At 31.3% G+C, this 15,023-nt stretch carries 14 protein-coding genes; all 14 read left to right on the top strand.

Going from position 1 to position 15,023, the window contains the following annotated elements:
- Position 1 precedes the first annotated feature (1 nt).
- A complete protein-coding gene (locus RLT85_RS05430; RefSeq protein WP_311401021.1) occupies positions 2 to 685 on the top strand; it encodes an acylneuraminate cytidylyltransferase family protein in 684 nt (227 codons plus the stop codon).
- Between the two features lies 1 nt (position 686).
- The gene (locus RLT85_RS05425) at positions 687 to 2,129 is read left to right on the top strand and encodes a lipopolysaccharide biosynthesis protein (protein WP_311401020.1); all 1,443 of its coding nucleotides are present in this window, start codon (positions 687 to 689) and stop codon (positions 2,127 to 2,129) included.
- Positions 2,126 to 3,172, top strand: a complete 1,047-nt coding sequence (locus tag RLT85_RS05420; protein WP_311401019.1) for a polysialyltransferase family glycosyltransferase — start codon at positions 2,126 to 2,128, stop codon at positions 3,170 to 3,172. Before RLT85_RS05425 ends, RLT85_RS05420 begins: the two co-directional genes overlap by 4 nt.
- Positions 3,165 to 4,394 (top strand): hypothetical protein, encoded by a 1,230-nt coding sequence (locus RLT85_RS05415; RefSeq protein ID WP_311401018.1) that lies wholly within the window; start codon positions 3,165 to 3,167, stop codon positions 4,392 to 4,394. The genes RLT85_RS05420 and RLT85_RS05415 overlap by 8 nt, the downstream gene beginning before the upstream one ends.
- 14 nt (positions 4,395 to 4,408) lie before the next feature.
- Entirely contained in the window at positions 4,409 to 5,515 is a 1,107-nt protein-coding gene (locus tag RLT85_RS05410; RefSeq protein WP_311401017.1) for a hypothetical protein, read from the top strand.
- Between the two features lie 4 nt (positions 5,516 to 5,519).
- Entirely contained in the window at positions 5,520 to 6,641 is a 1,122-nt protein-coding gene (locus RLT85_RS05405) for a hypothetical protein (protein WP_311401016.1), read from the top strand.
- Positions 6,622 to 7,539, top strand: coding sequence for a GT-D fold domain-containing glycosyltransferase (locus RLT85_RS05400; protein ID WP_311401015.1), 918 nt, complete (start codon positions 6,622 to 6,624; stop codon positions 7,537 to 7,539). Before RLT85_RS05405 ends, RLT85_RS05400 begins: the two co-directional genes overlap by 20 nt.
- 9 nt (positions 7,540 to 7,548) lie before the next feature.
- Complete coding sequence (locus RLT85_RS05395) at positions 7,549 to 8,622, top strand: glycosyltransferase (RefSeq protein WP_311401014.1); 1,074 nt, start codon at positions 7,549 to 7,551, stop codon at positions 8,620 to 8,622.
- Positions 8,619 to 9,674 carry a glycosyltransferase family 2 protein gene (locus RLT85_RS05390; protein ID WP_311401013.1) on the top strand — a complete coding sequence of 352 codons (1,056 nt, stop codon included), beginning with the start codon at positions 8,619 to 8,621 and terminating at the stop codon, positions 9,672 to 9,674. Before RLT85_RS05395 ends, RLT85_RS05390 begins: the two co-directional genes overlap by 4 nt.
- A 206-nt stretch (positions 9,675 to 9,880) precedes the next feature.
- Entirely contained in the window at positions 9,881 to 11,320 is a 1,440-nt protein-coding gene (locus RLT85_RS05385) for an MBOAT family O-acyltransferase (RefSeq protein ID WP_311401012.1), read from the top strand.
- A gap of 5 nt (positions 11,321 to 11,325) precedes the next feature.
- Positions 11,326 to 12,237, top strand: coding sequence for a hypothetical protein (locus tag RLT85_RS05380; protein ID WP_311401011.1), 912 nt, complete (start codon positions 11,326 to 11,328; stop codon positions 12,235 to 12,237).
- A complete protein-coding gene (locus RLT85_RS05375) occupies positions 12,234 to 13,409 on the top strand; it encodes a glycosyltransferase family 4 protein (protein ID WP_311401010.1) in 1,176 nt (391 codons plus the stop codon). Before RLT85_RS05380 ends, RLT85_RS05375 begins: the two co-directional genes overlap by 4 nt.
- A complete protein-coding gene (locus RLT85_RS05370) occupies positions 13,406 to 14,404 on the top strand; it encodes a sugar-transfer associated ATP-grasp domain-containing protein (RefSeq protein ID WP_311401009.1) in 999 nt (332 codons plus the stop codon). The genes RLT85_RS05375 and RLT85_RS05370 overlap by 4 nt, the downstream gene beginning before the upstream one ends.
- Positions 14,397 to 15,002 (top strand): sugar transferase, encoded by a 606-nt coding sequence (locus RLT85_RS05365; RefSeq protein WP_311401008.1) that lies wholly within the window; start codon positions 14,397 to 14,399, stop codon positions 15,000 to 15,002. Before RLT85_RS05370 ends, RLT85_RS05365 begins: the two co-directional genes overlap by 8 nt.
- The last annotated feature ends 21 nt before the right edge of the window (positions 15,003 to 15,023 follow it).

Here is a 15,023-nt window from a genome sequence, read left to right as displayed (position 1 = left end):
TATGAAGCCCTTAATTATTATAACTGCAAGAGGAGGATCTAAAGGGGTGCCTGGTAAAAATATTAAGTTGCTTGGAGGTAAGCCTCTTATACAATATAGCATTGAGGCTGCTCTCGCTATAACTAAAAAAGAAAATATTATTGTAAGTACAGATAGTAAAGAAATAAAAGATGTAGTAGAAAGTTTGGGTATATCAGTGCCAGAACTGAGACCTACAGAATTGGCTACTGATACGGCAGGAACCTACGAGGTGCTTTCGTATGAAATTGAAAAAGTGGAGAGACAAAATAGATCTTTTGAATATTTCATTTTATTACAACCTACGTCTCCTTTGCGTAAAGTACATCACATCCAAGAAGCCTTGCAGGAGTATAATGATACGTTAGATATGGTAGTTTCGGTAAAAGAGACAAAGGCAAATCCTTATTATGTTTTAAGAGAAGAAGATAAAAATGGTTTTTTAATTCCTAGCAAAACATCCTCTGTAACTAGAAGACAAGATGTGCCAAAAGTTTGGGAGTTGAATGGAGCTATTTATATTATAAATACTAAATCTCTTAAAGCTAAGCCAATGAGCCAGTTTAAATACGTGAAAAAATATGAGATGGATGAAATATCATCGCATGATATAGATTCAATTTTAGATTGGCAAATCGCTGAGGTTTTAATAAAGAATTTGAAATGAGATGACTAAAAAGCCAAGAGTTAGTTCTGCCTCCAGCTTTGGCTGGTCTTTTATGATTCAAGGAGGTACTCAGGCAATAAACTTTATAGTAACTATATTACTCGCTCGGCTCTTATTGCCTGAAGAGTTTGGATTAATAGGAATGATTGCCATTTTTATTGCTATTGCTAGAGCATTGGTAGATGGAGGATTTGTGTCCAGTTTAATCAGGACTAAAGAAGTAGATAATATAGATTACTCTACGGTATTTTTCACCAATATGGTGAGTGCAATTATACTTTACGGAGTTTTATTTTTCACAGCTCCATATATCGCAAATTTTTATAATCAAGAGATTTTAATCTCTATTCTTAGAATCCTTGGGCTAATCTTAATTATTAATGCCTTTTCTTTAGTGCAATCAACCAAATTGAACAAAGCACTGTTATTTAAAACTCAATTTAAACTACAACTACCTTCCTTAATCATAAGTGCGGTTATATCTATTTGGATGGCCTACAATAATTACGGAGTTTGGAGTTTGGTAGCTAAAGATTTAATTTATGCGCTATTAACTACTTTACAATTGTGGTTATACAGTAAATGGACGCCCTCGATGGTTTTTGATAAAGAAAAATTTAAGTACCATTTTAATTTCGGTTATAAATTATCCCTTACACAAATTGTTAATACTACTTTTGACAATTTGTATAAAGTAGTGATTGGAAAATTCTTTTCCGCAGCACAGCTTGGTTACTATACTAGAGCAAGATCTTTAGAGCAATTACCTTCTAGTTTTTTTTACAATGCTTTTAATCGAGTAGCCTATCCATTATTAGCAAAAATAGAGAACGAAAAACAGTTAAAAGAAACTTATGCCAAATTGATGAGGCTTGTGGTATTCTTGGTGACACCCATCCTTGTTTATTTAGGTGTAGTGGCAGAACCTTTTTTTAGATGGCTTTTGACTGAAAAGTGGCTGCCAGCTGTACCATATTTTCAAATTTTAATTCTGTCTGGTGTTTTTTACCCTATTTATAAATATAATTTGAATATTTGTCAATTAAAAGGAAGAAGTGATTTGGTATTAAAACTATCCATTTTTCAAAATGGATTATTGGTTATAGGAGCCTTGTCTGCAATCTGGTTTGGAATCTATGGATTGTTATACAGCTTGCTAGTAATAAACATAATAGTAACGGGCACGAATGCTTCTATTTCGGGTAATTTAATAAACTATGGTATTGGTCAGCAAGTAAAAGACTTAATTCCTATTTTTGCCGTCAATATAATTGTGGCGTTTTTTACATTTATATTTTACAAAAACGTGTTGTATGATATGAGCGATATGCTTATTTTACTAATAATAGGAGCAAGTGCCTTCATCTTATATGGTGCTATCTCCTATGTTGCAAAGTTAAGAACATTAAGTGATATGATTGAGTTAATAAAACAACGAGGATGAAAATAAGTAGAAATGTATTTCTCGCTCACACAGAATATCATTTAATGCAAAGTTTAAATATAGCATTCAACAATTATTCTTCTCAGGAGAATCAAAATACAGTGTATTTTGTTAAAAATAATACGCGGTTGTCAAATTTTTCCGTAGATGATACTAGGACTTATGGCAACGTAGATTTGATTATTCTAGAAGATAGTACTTCCAAAGAATATGTAGAAAAAATCCTTTCTTTGAACGTACACCGGTTTATATTTTTCCAAGCCATCTCGATTTTTAATATTTACCTCTGTCATCTATTAAAAAAACGAGGCGCTGAAATATCTTTGGGACCAGATGGCTATGTATCGTATGTGATCTATAAAAAAAAGCATGAGTTTTTAAGTATGCTAAAAGATTCATTTTCAAACTATAAGAAACTTTTTAGAGAAGGTCTTTTTCTAAGAAAGTTTTATAAGATACGTTATTATAGGTATGGAAGTTATTCTTTTATAGATAATCTATGGCTTTCCCATCCCGAACAATACACACACACTACTTCTAATAAAGTTAACTTACTTAAGTTGCCAACTTTTACGAAGGAAACCATAAAAACATTAGAGAAAATCTTTCATTTTCAATTTGATATGGAGACTCAAAATGTAATTTATTACTTTAATCAACCGTTTTGGACAGAGAAATTAATTGACAGAGAGATGAGGTTTTTAAAAGATACTCTAGAGGCTTTTAAAGACAATATGATGTTTATTAAATTGCATCCTTTGACGCCGCAAACCACCATAGACTTATATAAAGAATTTCCTAGGGTGAGTATCATATCTTCAAAAGCGCCAGCAGAACTTATATTAGTTAAATTAAAGAACTGTATTGTTTTTTCTGGTTGGTCTACCGTTTTATTAACAGAGAATAAAAAATGTAACTATTATTTTAATTACCCTATTTATAAAAACTGTGATGCAAAAGCCATAGATCAATCCAATTTTATAGATTTAGATCATATTAATATTATTACCTCGCCTGGACAAATGCAATTTCCTAATGAATAATCAAAGTAAAGCATATGCGATCATTTTATACCTCATTTGGCCGTTTTCAGCCTTATGGTTAGGGATAAAATATTTTGATTTTAAATTCGGAAAAAACTTACTAATCGCACTGTTTGGGTTTTTAGGCTTTACAGCTTTAAGTCATGGTGATCTAGAACGTTATGAAGCGTCATTTTACGATCTTACGGGTAAAGATTTTTCATTAATTGTAGCAGACCTCTTTTCCTTGCAAACAGGAAAATTTTATAATGACTTTTTATCTGTAGTTGTTGGGATCTTTTCTAATTCACATCATGTGTATTTTATGCTTCTTTTTTTGATATATGGATATTTTTTAGTGGGCAGTATTAGCTCTTTTAAAAGTCTGAAAATCAAGCAACATAGCAGATATGGACTTTTATTGTTTATAGCTTTTGCTCTCTATTACTCCGTTTTTAATATTCTTAATTTGGCTTTCTATACAGGAGGAATCTTTGTAATTTACAGTTTAATTAAGTATTACAATACGCAACAAAAAAAATATTTATATTTCATTTTTTTAGCTCCATTATTTCATTTAGGCTTGAGTCTTTTTGTTGTGGTGCCCTTATTTGTGCTTGTGTTTAAAAATAAACTTCTCTACTACGTGATTTTTTTACTATTTACGTTTGGTTTGGGACAATCAAATTTTGTGGAAGTCATAGAAAACATAGCCTCTAGTAATTCAGGAACCATTATCGAGTCTAAGTATAAAGTCTACGCTTCTGAAAAAGGACGAGAAAGAATGGAAAAGCGTTATGAACTAGGAGAGCAAAATGCCAATATCAAGTTAAAGACGTTATTTTTTTTTAAAGATGGCATTCATTATGTTTTAGTGCCACTGGGTTTAGTTCTTTTATACTTTAAACGAAAAACAATTCTATACAAATATGATCTTATAAGACTTTTTAATCTGGTTTTATTAACTTGGGGGATTTCTAATTTGATGCTTAACATTTCTCAAGGGGAACGGTTTTTAAATATCTACTGTTTTTTGGCCATAGGATTGTTTTATAATGTTTACGTAAAAACAAGAGGAGAAATAACAAACACTTGGCTTAATAAATATTTGCACGTCTTGATGCCCACGGTTTTGCTCACTGGATTTATGACATTATTAGCTTCGCACTTCATGGTGTCTTTTATTTTTTTTACGAGTAATTTTTTTATAGAAATTTATAAAATGGCCTTCGCATTGAATTAATTTGTTTGCGGTATATGAAGCAATTAATAAAAAAAATAACTTCCAAGTTTGGTTATCAAACCCATAAGAAACAAATCCTTATCCTTTCTGATGACTGGGGTTCTGTGCGACTAAAATCTTTAGCGGCAAGACAAGCTATAAGAAATAAGGGTATTGATGTAGATGCAAATCGATTTGATCAATTTGATTGCTTGGAGTCTAATAAAGATGTAGAAGACTTATTTGAAGTATTGACTAAGTATAAGGATCACTTAGGGAATCATCCCTGTATTACGGCAGTAACCAATGTAGCGAATCCTAACTTTGAGGCTATTAAAAATAGCGGTTTTAAACAGTATCATTTTGAGAAGAATATAAATACTTATAAAAGATATCCTAATTCAAATCGCGTATTTAGTTTAGTTAAGGATGGAATAGCTGCTAAGATATTTATGCCGCAGTCTCATGCGAGAGAACACCTGCAAGTAAATTGGTGGATGGCAGAACTACAAAAAGAGAATTCTATGGCTCGAAAGGTTTTTAAGGAAGAATTCTTCTTTTTGCGGAATAATCATTTGGTAAATAAAGAACTAAGCGGTTTGGGAGGTAGTTTGCAAGCAAAATATTCTGAAGATTTTACTTCTGCAGCAAAAATAACCAATTCGGCCTTAGAGACTTTTAAAGAAATTTATGGATATAAATCCGATTATTTTTGTCCGCCTGCACAGTTTTACCCAGAAAGTATTTTACCAATCTTATCCAGTCGTGATATAAAATGGTTGGATGTGGCGCGCACTCAAAAAGTAGCACGTTTACATAAAAAGCCAAAACAATCCTTCCGTATTTTAGGGCAGAAATCATCTTATGGGTTTAGGTATTTGGTGCGGAATGCAGTTTTTGAGAGTAATCTTTCAAACGATAGCGATGGAGTTGACTCTTGTTTAAAAAATATTCAAGATGCTTTTGATTGTAAACAACCAGCAATAATATCTAATCATCGCGTGTCTTTTGTTGGTGGTATAGAGGAACAAAATAGAATTAAAGGATTAAAAGCCTTAGATACTTTATTAACTCAAATTCTGAAAAAATGGCCAGAGGTGGAGTTTATCAATCTGCAAGATTTAGCAAAAGAAGAAAAGTAAAATCATGTGGAATAAACTAAAATTTTTAAACTCTCAAATTAGAGGATATAAAACATCACGAAAGATTGTGGTTATAGAATCAGATGACTGGGGAGCCGAAAGAATTCCTTCAAAAAGAGTTCAGCAGGAGTTAGAGAATAAGGGTATTGATATAAAACAAAATCCGCATAGTCGTTATGATATCTTAGAACGAGAAGATGACTTTAACGCATTATATGAGGTTTTACACAAGATTAATCAAGAGTTTATAGATAAAAAACCAGTATTAACAGCAAATTTTATCATGGCAAACCCCGACTTTGATCGGATTAAAGAAGCTCGTTTTCAAGAATATCATTATGAACAGTTTAGTGATACTTATGCTAAGAAAGACCGAAACAATTCAACGGAAAAAATGCTTTATGATGGTATTAAAAATGGTTTTATTAAACCTCAATTTCACGGGAGAGAGCATATAAATGTCTTAACTTGGTTAGATTTATTAAAAAAAAACAATCTCGATTTTAGAAATGCATTCGATTTAAATTGTTACGCAATCGATTCAAAAACTTTAGATGAAAATAAAAGTAACTTAATGGCATCTTATGACTACACTATGCAAGAAGGTAAAGCTTTTGTGGATAAGAGTATTGTAGAGGGATTAAGTCTTTTTAAAAATTTTTTTGGATATGACTCAGACACTACTGTGGCCCCTAGATATGTTTGGAATAATGATATTGAAGATATTTTTAAAAAAAATGGAGTAAACTTGATGCAAACGGCAGTAGTGCAAAAGAAATCTACTTTAGGTAACTATACTGATATATGGCATCATACAGGTGAAAAGAAAAATAAAATGTATTTTTCAGTAAGAAATGCACATTTCGAGCCAGCATATAATTCTAAAACTGACTGGATAAAACAAGTTATGGGAAAGGCTAAGATTGCATTCTTGCTTAGAACCCCACTCATAATTTCTACGCATAGGTTAAATTTTGTTGGAGGCTTATGCGAAAAAAATAGGTCAAGTAATCTTAAACAATTTCATCTTTTACTATCTTCATTGATTAAAGAGTATCCAAACATTGAATTTATGACTTCAGAGGGTATAACTAAAATAATGAAAAATGAATTTACAGTACGGTAAGTTTTTTAAGTATCCTAGGAAGGCTTTTAAGCATTTTTTAAGTGTAAGCTATCCTTTAGTGATTAAAATATATCCCTTGCCAAAAGTAAAATCTATTCCTGAAACTATAGATAAAATTTTGGATGACGATTGTTCTATTTGCAGGTTTGGAGATGGAGAATTGCTATATATTGCCGAGAAAAGATCTTTACCATTTCAAAGGCAAGATGATAGATTGAGAGATTATTTTATTAAAATTTTAAATTCAGAAAATCCTAAGATTCTAGTTGGCTTACCTATAGGATACTATTCTTTAGAGAATTTAAAACCCAACTCTAAAAGAACTTGGCGCGCAATTATCTCGTGGACTTATCCTCGAGTTAGAGGTTTTTTAAGAAAAGACAAGGAGTATTATAATGCATCGATGACAAGGTTATATATGGATTATGACGACACCTCTCATAGTGAAGCTTGGTTTAGAAAAGTAAGATCTATTTGGGAAGAAAAAGATATACTCTTAATTGAGGGAGAGAAGAGTAGATTGGGAGTTGGTAATGATCTTTTTAAAAATTCTAGAAGTGTAAAAAGAGTTTTAGGTCCGGCTCATAATGCTTTTGATCAATTTGATGATTTATTAAATTTTGCAAAAGAACAATACAAAAAGCATCTCGTTTTAATAGCAATGGGACCTACAGCTAAGCCTCTGGCATATGAATTAGCTCTTCTTGGGTTTCAAGCTATAGATATAGGGAATCTTGATGTGGAATATGAATGGTTTTTACAGAAGGCGAAATCAAAAGTGAAAATTGAAGGCAAATATACCAGTGAAGCAAAAGGAGGCAGAATAGTAGAAGATATTATTAATGAAGAATATGAAAATCAAATAATAAAGAAGTTTCTTAACATATCAACGAATTAAAAAACCAAATTGGACTCAAAAAACAAAATATTAATTGTAGCTCCTTGTTTGGCAATGGGAGGTATGGAGCGGGCTTCTGTGAACACAGCCCAAGCTTTTAATGAAAAGGGAGTAGAGGTTATATTTATATCCTTGTTTAAAAAAACACATTTTTTTAAATTAGATAATGGAATTCAATTAGAAGAGCCTGTTGGTTTTAATAGTAATAAGTTGTCATTGCTTAAAAGCATACGGTGGATCAAGAGATTGCTTAGTGATCATAAGCCTTGTAGGGTTTTGGTATTTAGTAAGTTTTATGGAGCAATAACGGCTCTAGCGATGATTGGCAATAAAACACCTTTGTATATATCAGAAAGATCTAGTCCTTTATTTGTTTGGAGACAGCCCATGAATTTGATAAATAGTACAGCATTTAAGTTGAGACCGCCCAAAGGGATTATAGCTCAAACTTCTATAGCTGCTCAATATCAAAAGAAATATTTTAAGAAATCACAAGTTCAAGTAATTCCTAACATATTACGCGAAGTTAGTATTTATCCAGAAATTGAGAGAAAGAAGGTTATTCTCGCTGTAGGACGACTGGGAGATTACCTAAAAGGATTTGATTTATTAATTGAAAGCTTTGCGCTGTTAAAAGATAAAAATTGGGAATTGCATATAGCAGGAGGTGACGAGAACGGTCAAGAAGTAAAAACCTTGGCATCTAAACTGGGAGTTATACATAGAATTAAATTTTTGGGAAAAGTAAAAGATATAGATAAAATATATGCTTATGCCAGTATATTTGTTATCCCCTCGCGAAGTGAAGGTTTTCCAAATGCTTTAGCAGAGGCGATGGCGGCCGGCTGCCTTTGTATTGCGTTTGATTTTATCGCAGGTCCGCGGGATATGATTAATTCTGGAGAAAATGGAATCATTGTTGAAGATAGAAATGTTAAAGCTTTAGCAGAAGCAATTGATTTGCTAATTTTGCAGCCTGAAAAGAGACAAATTTTGAGTAATAATGCCAAGGAAATTAGAAAACATTTAAATAGAAATATTATCGCAGATAAAATTTTAAGTTTTTTAAACATGGATTTATGAAACATACGCCATTAATATCAATTGTTATTCCTGTATATAATGAGGAAGATAAAATTGAACATCTTCTACAGCTTTTAAAAAAGCAAGATCATCCTAGATTGGAAATAGTTGTTGTGAACGATGGCTCTACAGATAAAACGATTGAAAAATTACATTCTTACTTAGAAAAATTCAACAATTATAAATTTTTCACAACAGAAAATGCGGGGCCTGGTAGCGCAAGAAATTACGGTATTTCAAATGCTTCTGGTACCTATATTTATTTTCTGGATGCAGATGATTCGTTTAGTGATGATTTAATTAAGGTCTTTTTTAAATATCTCAAAACCGAGAAGGAAAAACAATTGGACTTATTGGTTTTTGGATATACAAAAAAAATTATTAAAAATGGGGAGAAGACAGGAAGCTATACTTCTAAACTTTTGGATTATCAGCAAAATAATAAAGTAAGCATTTTAAATGATTTTCATCGTTTAATGGCGATGGAAGCGAGATTGTCAGTCTGGAATAAGGTTTTTAGAAGGGAATTATTACAAGATAACACTATAAAATTTCCTCAAAAAAAAAGAACCGAGGATATGTTTTTTTTGTTGGATTATATAAAACGTGCTAACAACATTGTTGTTATTTCAGATGTTTTATATTACCACTCTTCTCATTATAGTAATAGTAAATTTGATGGTAGTTTAATTAATAATCACATAGATTTATATGAAAAATTAAAAGAGCTTCTTAGAGAAAATCCTAATAAAGAAAATAGCATCTATTTACTAAATATGTTTATCTCATGGTTTGCTTTCGTTATACCCTTAAATATTTATAGAAATAACAATTTGAGTCCTATAGAAAAAAGAGACCTATTGAAAAAATTATTTAATGATAGTAAATTTTCAGAGAATTTATTTTTATTGAATCGTATGAAAAATGTTCCCAAAAAGACTAAATTCGTTTTGCTTTTGTTAAAACTAAAATCTCCTACTCTGTTATTAAATTTGGTAAGATTAGGCGAAAAAGTACCTAGAGAAAGAATTAAAAAACTAATGAAAACTTAAATGATCTTTTAGCAGAAGAATTTGAAGGTGTATTTTGCCGATTTACTTTCAAAATAAAACTACACTATTTCTAATGTTAGTTATATTGAGATTGTTCTTGCTGAGTATTGAAAGATTAAAGAAAATCATTTTTTCAAGAATGTGAATATATTTCATTGCTGAAAAATGAATTCTAAAAAGTTTCAATACTTAAAAACTCCTATTAAATGATATTCAATTCATTAGATTTTGCGATATTTCTACCCATAGTCTTTGCCATATATTGGTTTTTTCTAAAAGGAAAAACGAAATCACAAAACATCTTATTACTTTTCGCTAGTTATATATTTTATGGGTGGTGGGATTATAGGTTTTTAACCTTGATAGTTTTTAGTACGTTGGTAGATTATACCATTGGTATTAGTCTTTCAAAAACTAGCGTTCAATCTAAAAGAAAGGTCTTACTGTGGATTAGTATTCTTGTTAATCTCGGGTTTCTAGGATTTTTTAAATACTACAATTTTTTTCTTGAAAACTTTGTCGATGCTTTTACATTCTTAGGTTATCCTATTAATTCAAATTCTCTAAATATTATTTTACCAGTAGGAATAAGCTTTTACACTTTTCAAACCTTGAGTTACACGATAGATGTGTATAAGAATCGATTAGCGCCATGCAAAAGATTTATAGAATTTGCTGCTTTTGTTTCGTTCTTTCCGCAATTGGTTGCTGGTCCCATTGAACGAGCTACCAATTTACTGCCGCAATTTTATAAAAAGCGAGTTTTTAACTCCTTGGCGGCAAGAGAAGGCTTAAGACAAATTTTGTGGGGACTCTTTAAGAAAGTAGTTATTGCAGATAATTGCGCCGAATATGCAAATATTATTTTTAATAATTCAGCAGAATATTCAGGAGTAACATTATTCGTAGGCGCATTAATGTTTACTTTTCAAATCTATTGCGATTTTTCTGGCTATTCTGATATAGCTATTGGAACCTCAAAACTTTTTGGCTTTAAATTAATGCGAAATTTCGCATATCCCTATTTTTCAAGAGATATCGCAGAGTTTTGGCGTCGATGGCATATTTCGTTATCCACTTGGTTTCGAGATTACCTCTATATTCCTTTAGGAGGAAGTCGAGGTGGAATTTGGATAAAAATAAGAAACACCTTTATTATATTCATTGTCAGTGGCTTTTGGCACGGGGCGAATTGGACTTTTATTGTCTGGGGTGCGTTAAACGCCATATATTTCTTACCACTATTATTAACCAACAATAACCGTAAGAATTTGGATTCTATTGCGCAAGGCAAAATTCTTCCTAGTCTTAATGAATTCACATCTATTTTAATAACCTTTGGTTTTACTGTTTTGGCTTGGGTATTCTTTAGAGCTAAGGATATGAGTAGTGCGATTAGTTATTTGACCAATATGTTTACAGGAGATTTTAGTAATGTTACTATTGATATTCCAATTCAGTTGACTTTGTTTATCCTATTTTTGTTTTTTATTGAATGGATAAATAGAGAAAGAAACTTTGGGATTAGTAAACTTGAAAAGATCATACCATTTACATCTGGAAGATGGGTGCTCTACACATTTTTAGTTCTTAGTATTCTATTTTTTGCGGGAGAAGAACAAGAGTTTATATATTTTCAATTTTAAACCTTATGAAAAATTTTATTCTAAGACTATTTATTTTTTTAATAATTGCTTTAGTAAGTGTTGAAATTTATATTAGAATGAACCATCTTACGATTGATATTCCTCAACGTACCATTAATGATCAAGGTATTCAGGCTTATAAATCAAACCAAACAGGTTATTGGTCTAAAGGAGCACATACGTGGCAAATAAATGCGGAAGGCTGGCCGGGTAAGTTACCACAAAGTATGAATCATTTAATTACTTTGATTGGAGATTCTCACATAGAGAACTTCATGAATCCTAATGAATGTAATTTGGGAACGATACTGAATAACGAAGAAATGAGATATAATTTTTTAGAAGTAGGAAGATCTGGAGCAACCTTTATAGAATATCTTGAAATTTCTAAATACTTATATTCCAAGTATAATCCTGAATTGCAATTTGTTTTTGTAAAAGAATCCGATTTTTCTGAAAGTTTACTGCAAAGAGGGCGCAGACAAGATGTAACACAAGTTAATTTAAAAGAAAGAAAGATTATAGATGGTGAATTAAAAAATCCAGCATTAAAAAAGTTTTTATATAGTATAAAAACCCTTTATTTTTTTCGTTCTGCTTTAGATATTGATATTTTGAAGCTTCCCTTCAGAAAAGGCAATCAAACTAAAAGTATCAAAGAGGATAAAGTTAGAGAAGATGCCCAAAAATTATTAGAATATGTAGCATCAAGTTACGATACAAAGAATATTTTATTTTTCCTACATCCTGAAACGCGTGAAGAAATTGTTGATGTATTTGATCAGTTTAACTTGCAGCATTACAAATTCAATGCAAAAAATAATTTGAAATGGAGAAATTCTAAAAATGATGTAGCGCATTGGAATTGTTTTGGTTTTCAAGAAGCTGCAAAACAAATCATTAATCTGATCAATTGAAAAAAAAGAAAATTATACGAATTACAACGGTGCCTATATCTATGAACAAGATCTTGGAAGGGCAAATGGCCTATATCAATAATTATTATGATTTGGTAGGAGTATCTCAATATGTTGAAAAAGACTTTACGGAAATAAAAGAACGAGAAGGCATAAAGATGATTGCCGTTCCTTTTAGAAGAACGATTAGTCCATTTCAGGATATCATTTCTTTACTGAAGCTAATTTGGTTATTTAAAAAAGAAAAACCAGATATTGTTCATACACATACACCCAAAGCGGGGCTTTTGGGGATGATTGCTGCAAAAATAACAAAGGTTCCAGTAAGGCTACATACCGTAGGAGGTATGCCATTAATGGGAGTAAAAGGGACAAAATTAAAAATTTTAGAAAATACAGAGAAACTAACCTATAGATATGCACATAGAATTTTTCCAAATTCTTTTGGTCTAAAAGACTTTATAGTACAAAGTAAATTTACAAACGAGAAGAAAATCAAGGTTTTGGGAAATGGAAGCTCTAATGGAGTGGATACTAATTTTTTCAAAAATGATTATGCTGGAGCCGAAGAAGAAACTCGTATATTAAAGCAACAATTGGGTATTAGAACGTCTGATTTTGTGTTTGTATTCTTGGGTAGATTAGCCAAAGATAAAGGATTAATAGAGCTTGTTTCGGCTTTTAATAGGCTGAGTAAAAAAGATTCGAATCTAAAACTTCTTTTGGTGGGACCTTTAGAGCAAGAAAATAGTTCTTTACCTGAAGATACTCTGAGTGTTATAAAAAATACCGAAGCTATTATATATCCAGGAAGAACGGATAATGTAAGAGGCTTTTTAAGATTGGCAGATGTTTTTGTTTTTCCATCTTATCGTGAAGGATTCCCCAATGCATTACTACAAGCAGGAGCAATGAGTTTACCGCTGATTGCAACAAATATAAATGGATGCAATGAGATTATTGAAAATAATAAAACAGGATTTTTAATACCTTCAAAAGATGAAGAATCTTTGTGTGAAAAAATGAGATTTCTCTATGAAAACTCAGAAACCAGAATTAGGTTTGGGATTGAGATAAGAAATAACATAGAAAAAAAATTTAAACAATCGATTATATGGGATGCACTTCTAAAGGAGTATAATTTTTTGCTGAAAAACAAATTAGTTCGATGATGTTAAAAAGAACCGCATATTTAGGATATTATTTAAAAAAGATGAAATGGTCTTTATTAAAAGAATTCCTCGCCTACGCTTCAAAAGATACAGGGAAATCTAAAGCTTTTTTGATGAAAGAAAGTATTCAATCTGTATATCAATATAATATTTCTATTCTTGAGTATTTTCAATTTGGTTTTTATAATAAAACTAAAGAAGAAAAAAATAAGTGGGCAGGAACGGGTACCATGTATGAGTTTCAAAAAATCGCTAATCCCATAAAAGAACGTAATATTTTAGATGATAAACGCTTGTTTTATATAAAGTATAAGGAGTTTTTTGTTCATAAAATGTACACTTTAGAAGAGTTGAAAAAGAGGCCAGAACTTATCGATTCGCTCCTGGTTGAAGAGAACAAAGTAGTTTTAAAAGAAGCCAGTGGAAAATGTGGTGTAGGAGTTAAAATATGTAGTACAATAGATTTAACTCATCAACGCCTCATAGAAATGATGGAGCAAGAAAAATTCGATATTTTAGAAACCTATATAAAACAGCATTCTGCAATTCAAGAACTATCTCCATCTGCAGTCAATACTATAAGAATTTTTACTCAAATACGTAAAAACGGAGATTATGAAGTTTTGGGTTGCCGTATGCGTATTTCGGTAAACTGTGAGGTAGATAATTTGGCAGCAGGAAATTTGGCCGCTCCTATTAATGAGAAGACAGGAAAGATTAATGGTCCTGGTATTTACTCTAATGTTACTAAAGCTTCAGAAGTAATTCATCCCATTACCAAAACCCCTATAGTAGGTTTTCAAATTCCTTATTGGGAAGAGATTTTAGCAATGGTAAAAAAGGCTTCTTTAAAACATTCACAAAATCGATCTATTGGTTGGGATGTAGTACTTACAGATCAAGGACCGGGTTTGATAGAAGGAAATCATGATTGGTGTAAATTGGTTTGGCAATTACCCATTAATAAGGGTTTGAAAAATAGATTGGATGTATAAGCATTTTTTTAAAACTATTATAGACCTTTTAGTAGCTTTAGTAGGAGTTTTGTGTTTAAGTCCCTTGCTTATTTTTATAGCTGTAGCTATAGCTTTTCAGAATAAAGGAACACCTTTTTTTTATCAAACTCGTCCTGGAAAAAACGAAAAAGCATTTAAAATCATTAAATTTAAAACCATGACTAACGAGAAGGATGCGAGGGGCAATTTGTTGCCTGATGTAGACAGGTTAACCAAGTTAGGAAAGACAGTAAGAAAATTATCTTTAGATGAATTACCGCAGCTTTTTAATGTGATAAAGGGAGATATGAGTTTGGTAGGGCCTAGGCCGCTATTATTTAAATATATTTCTTTATTCTCAAAAGAACAACGCAGGCGGCACGAAGTTAAACCTGGTATTACAGGCTGGGCGCAAGTTAACGGCAGAAACTCGATTTCTTGGACGAAAAAGTTTGAGTTAGATATAGAGTATGTAAACAATGTCAATTTTCTACTAGATTTGAAAATTGTTTATTTAACTTTTATAAAAGTTTTCAAAAAAGAAGGGGTAAATCAAAGCGATTCAAGACCCATGCAGCCTTTTAATGGAAGGAATTAAAAAAAGCTGAATAGTGAATAG

Source organism: Mesonia ostreae (genome assembly GCF_031845265.1).
GTDB classification, from domain to species: domain Bacteria; phylum Bacteroidota; class Bacteroidia; order Flavobacteriales; family Flavobacteriaceae; genus Mesonia; species Mesonia ostreae.
The sequence above is the reverse complement of the archived record's forward strand: the minus strand, read 5'-3'. Positions and strand labels throughout refer to the sequence as shown.

Coding starts and splice junctions, on each gene's coding strand:
- RLT85_RS05430 (WP_311401021.1), top strand. CDS start 2: ATGAAGCCCTTAATTATTATAACTGCAAGAGGAGGATCTAAAGGGGTG.
- RLT85_RS05425 (WP_311401020.1), top strand. CDS start 687: ATGACTAAAAAGCCAAGAGTTAGTTCTGCCTCCAGCTTTGGCTGGTCT.
- RLT85_RS05420 (WP_311401019.1), top strand. CDS start 2,126: ATGAAAATAAGTAGAAATGTATTTCTCGCTCACACAGAATATCATTTA.
- RLT85_RS05415 (WP_311401018.1), top strand. CDS start 3,165: ATGAATAATCAAAGTAAAGCATATGCGATCATTTTATACCTCATTTGG.
- RLT85_RS05410 (WP_311401017.1), top strand. CDS start 4,409: ATGAAGCAATTAATAAAAAAAATAACTTCCAAGTTTGGTTATCAAACC.
- RLT85_RS05405 (WP_311401016.1), top strand. CDS start 5,520: ATGTGGAATAAACTAAAATTTTTAAACTCTCAAATTAGAGGATATAAA.
- RLT85_RS05400 (WP_311401015.1), top strand. CDS start 6,622: ATGAATTTACAGTACGGTAAGTTTTTTAAGTATCCTAGGAAGGCTTTT.
- RLT85_RS05390 (WP_311401013.1), top strand. CDS start 8,619: ATGAAACATACGCCATTAATATCAATTGTTATTCCTGTATATAATGAG.
- RLT85_RS05385 (WP_311401012.1), top strand. CDS start 9,881: ATGATATTCAATTCATTAGATTTTGCGATATTTCTACCCATAGTCTTT.
- RLT85_RS05380 (WP_311401011.1), top strand. CDS start 11,326: ATGAAAAATTTTATTCTAAGACTATTTATTTTTTTAATAATTGCTTTA.
- RLT85_RS05370 (WP_311401009.1), top strand. CDS start 13,406: ATGATGTTAAAAAGAACCGCATATTTAGGATATTATTTAAAAAAGATG.
- RLT85_RS05365 (WP_311401008.1), top strand. CDS start 14,397: ATGTATAAGCATTTTTTTAAAACTATTATAGACCTTTTAGTAGCTTTA.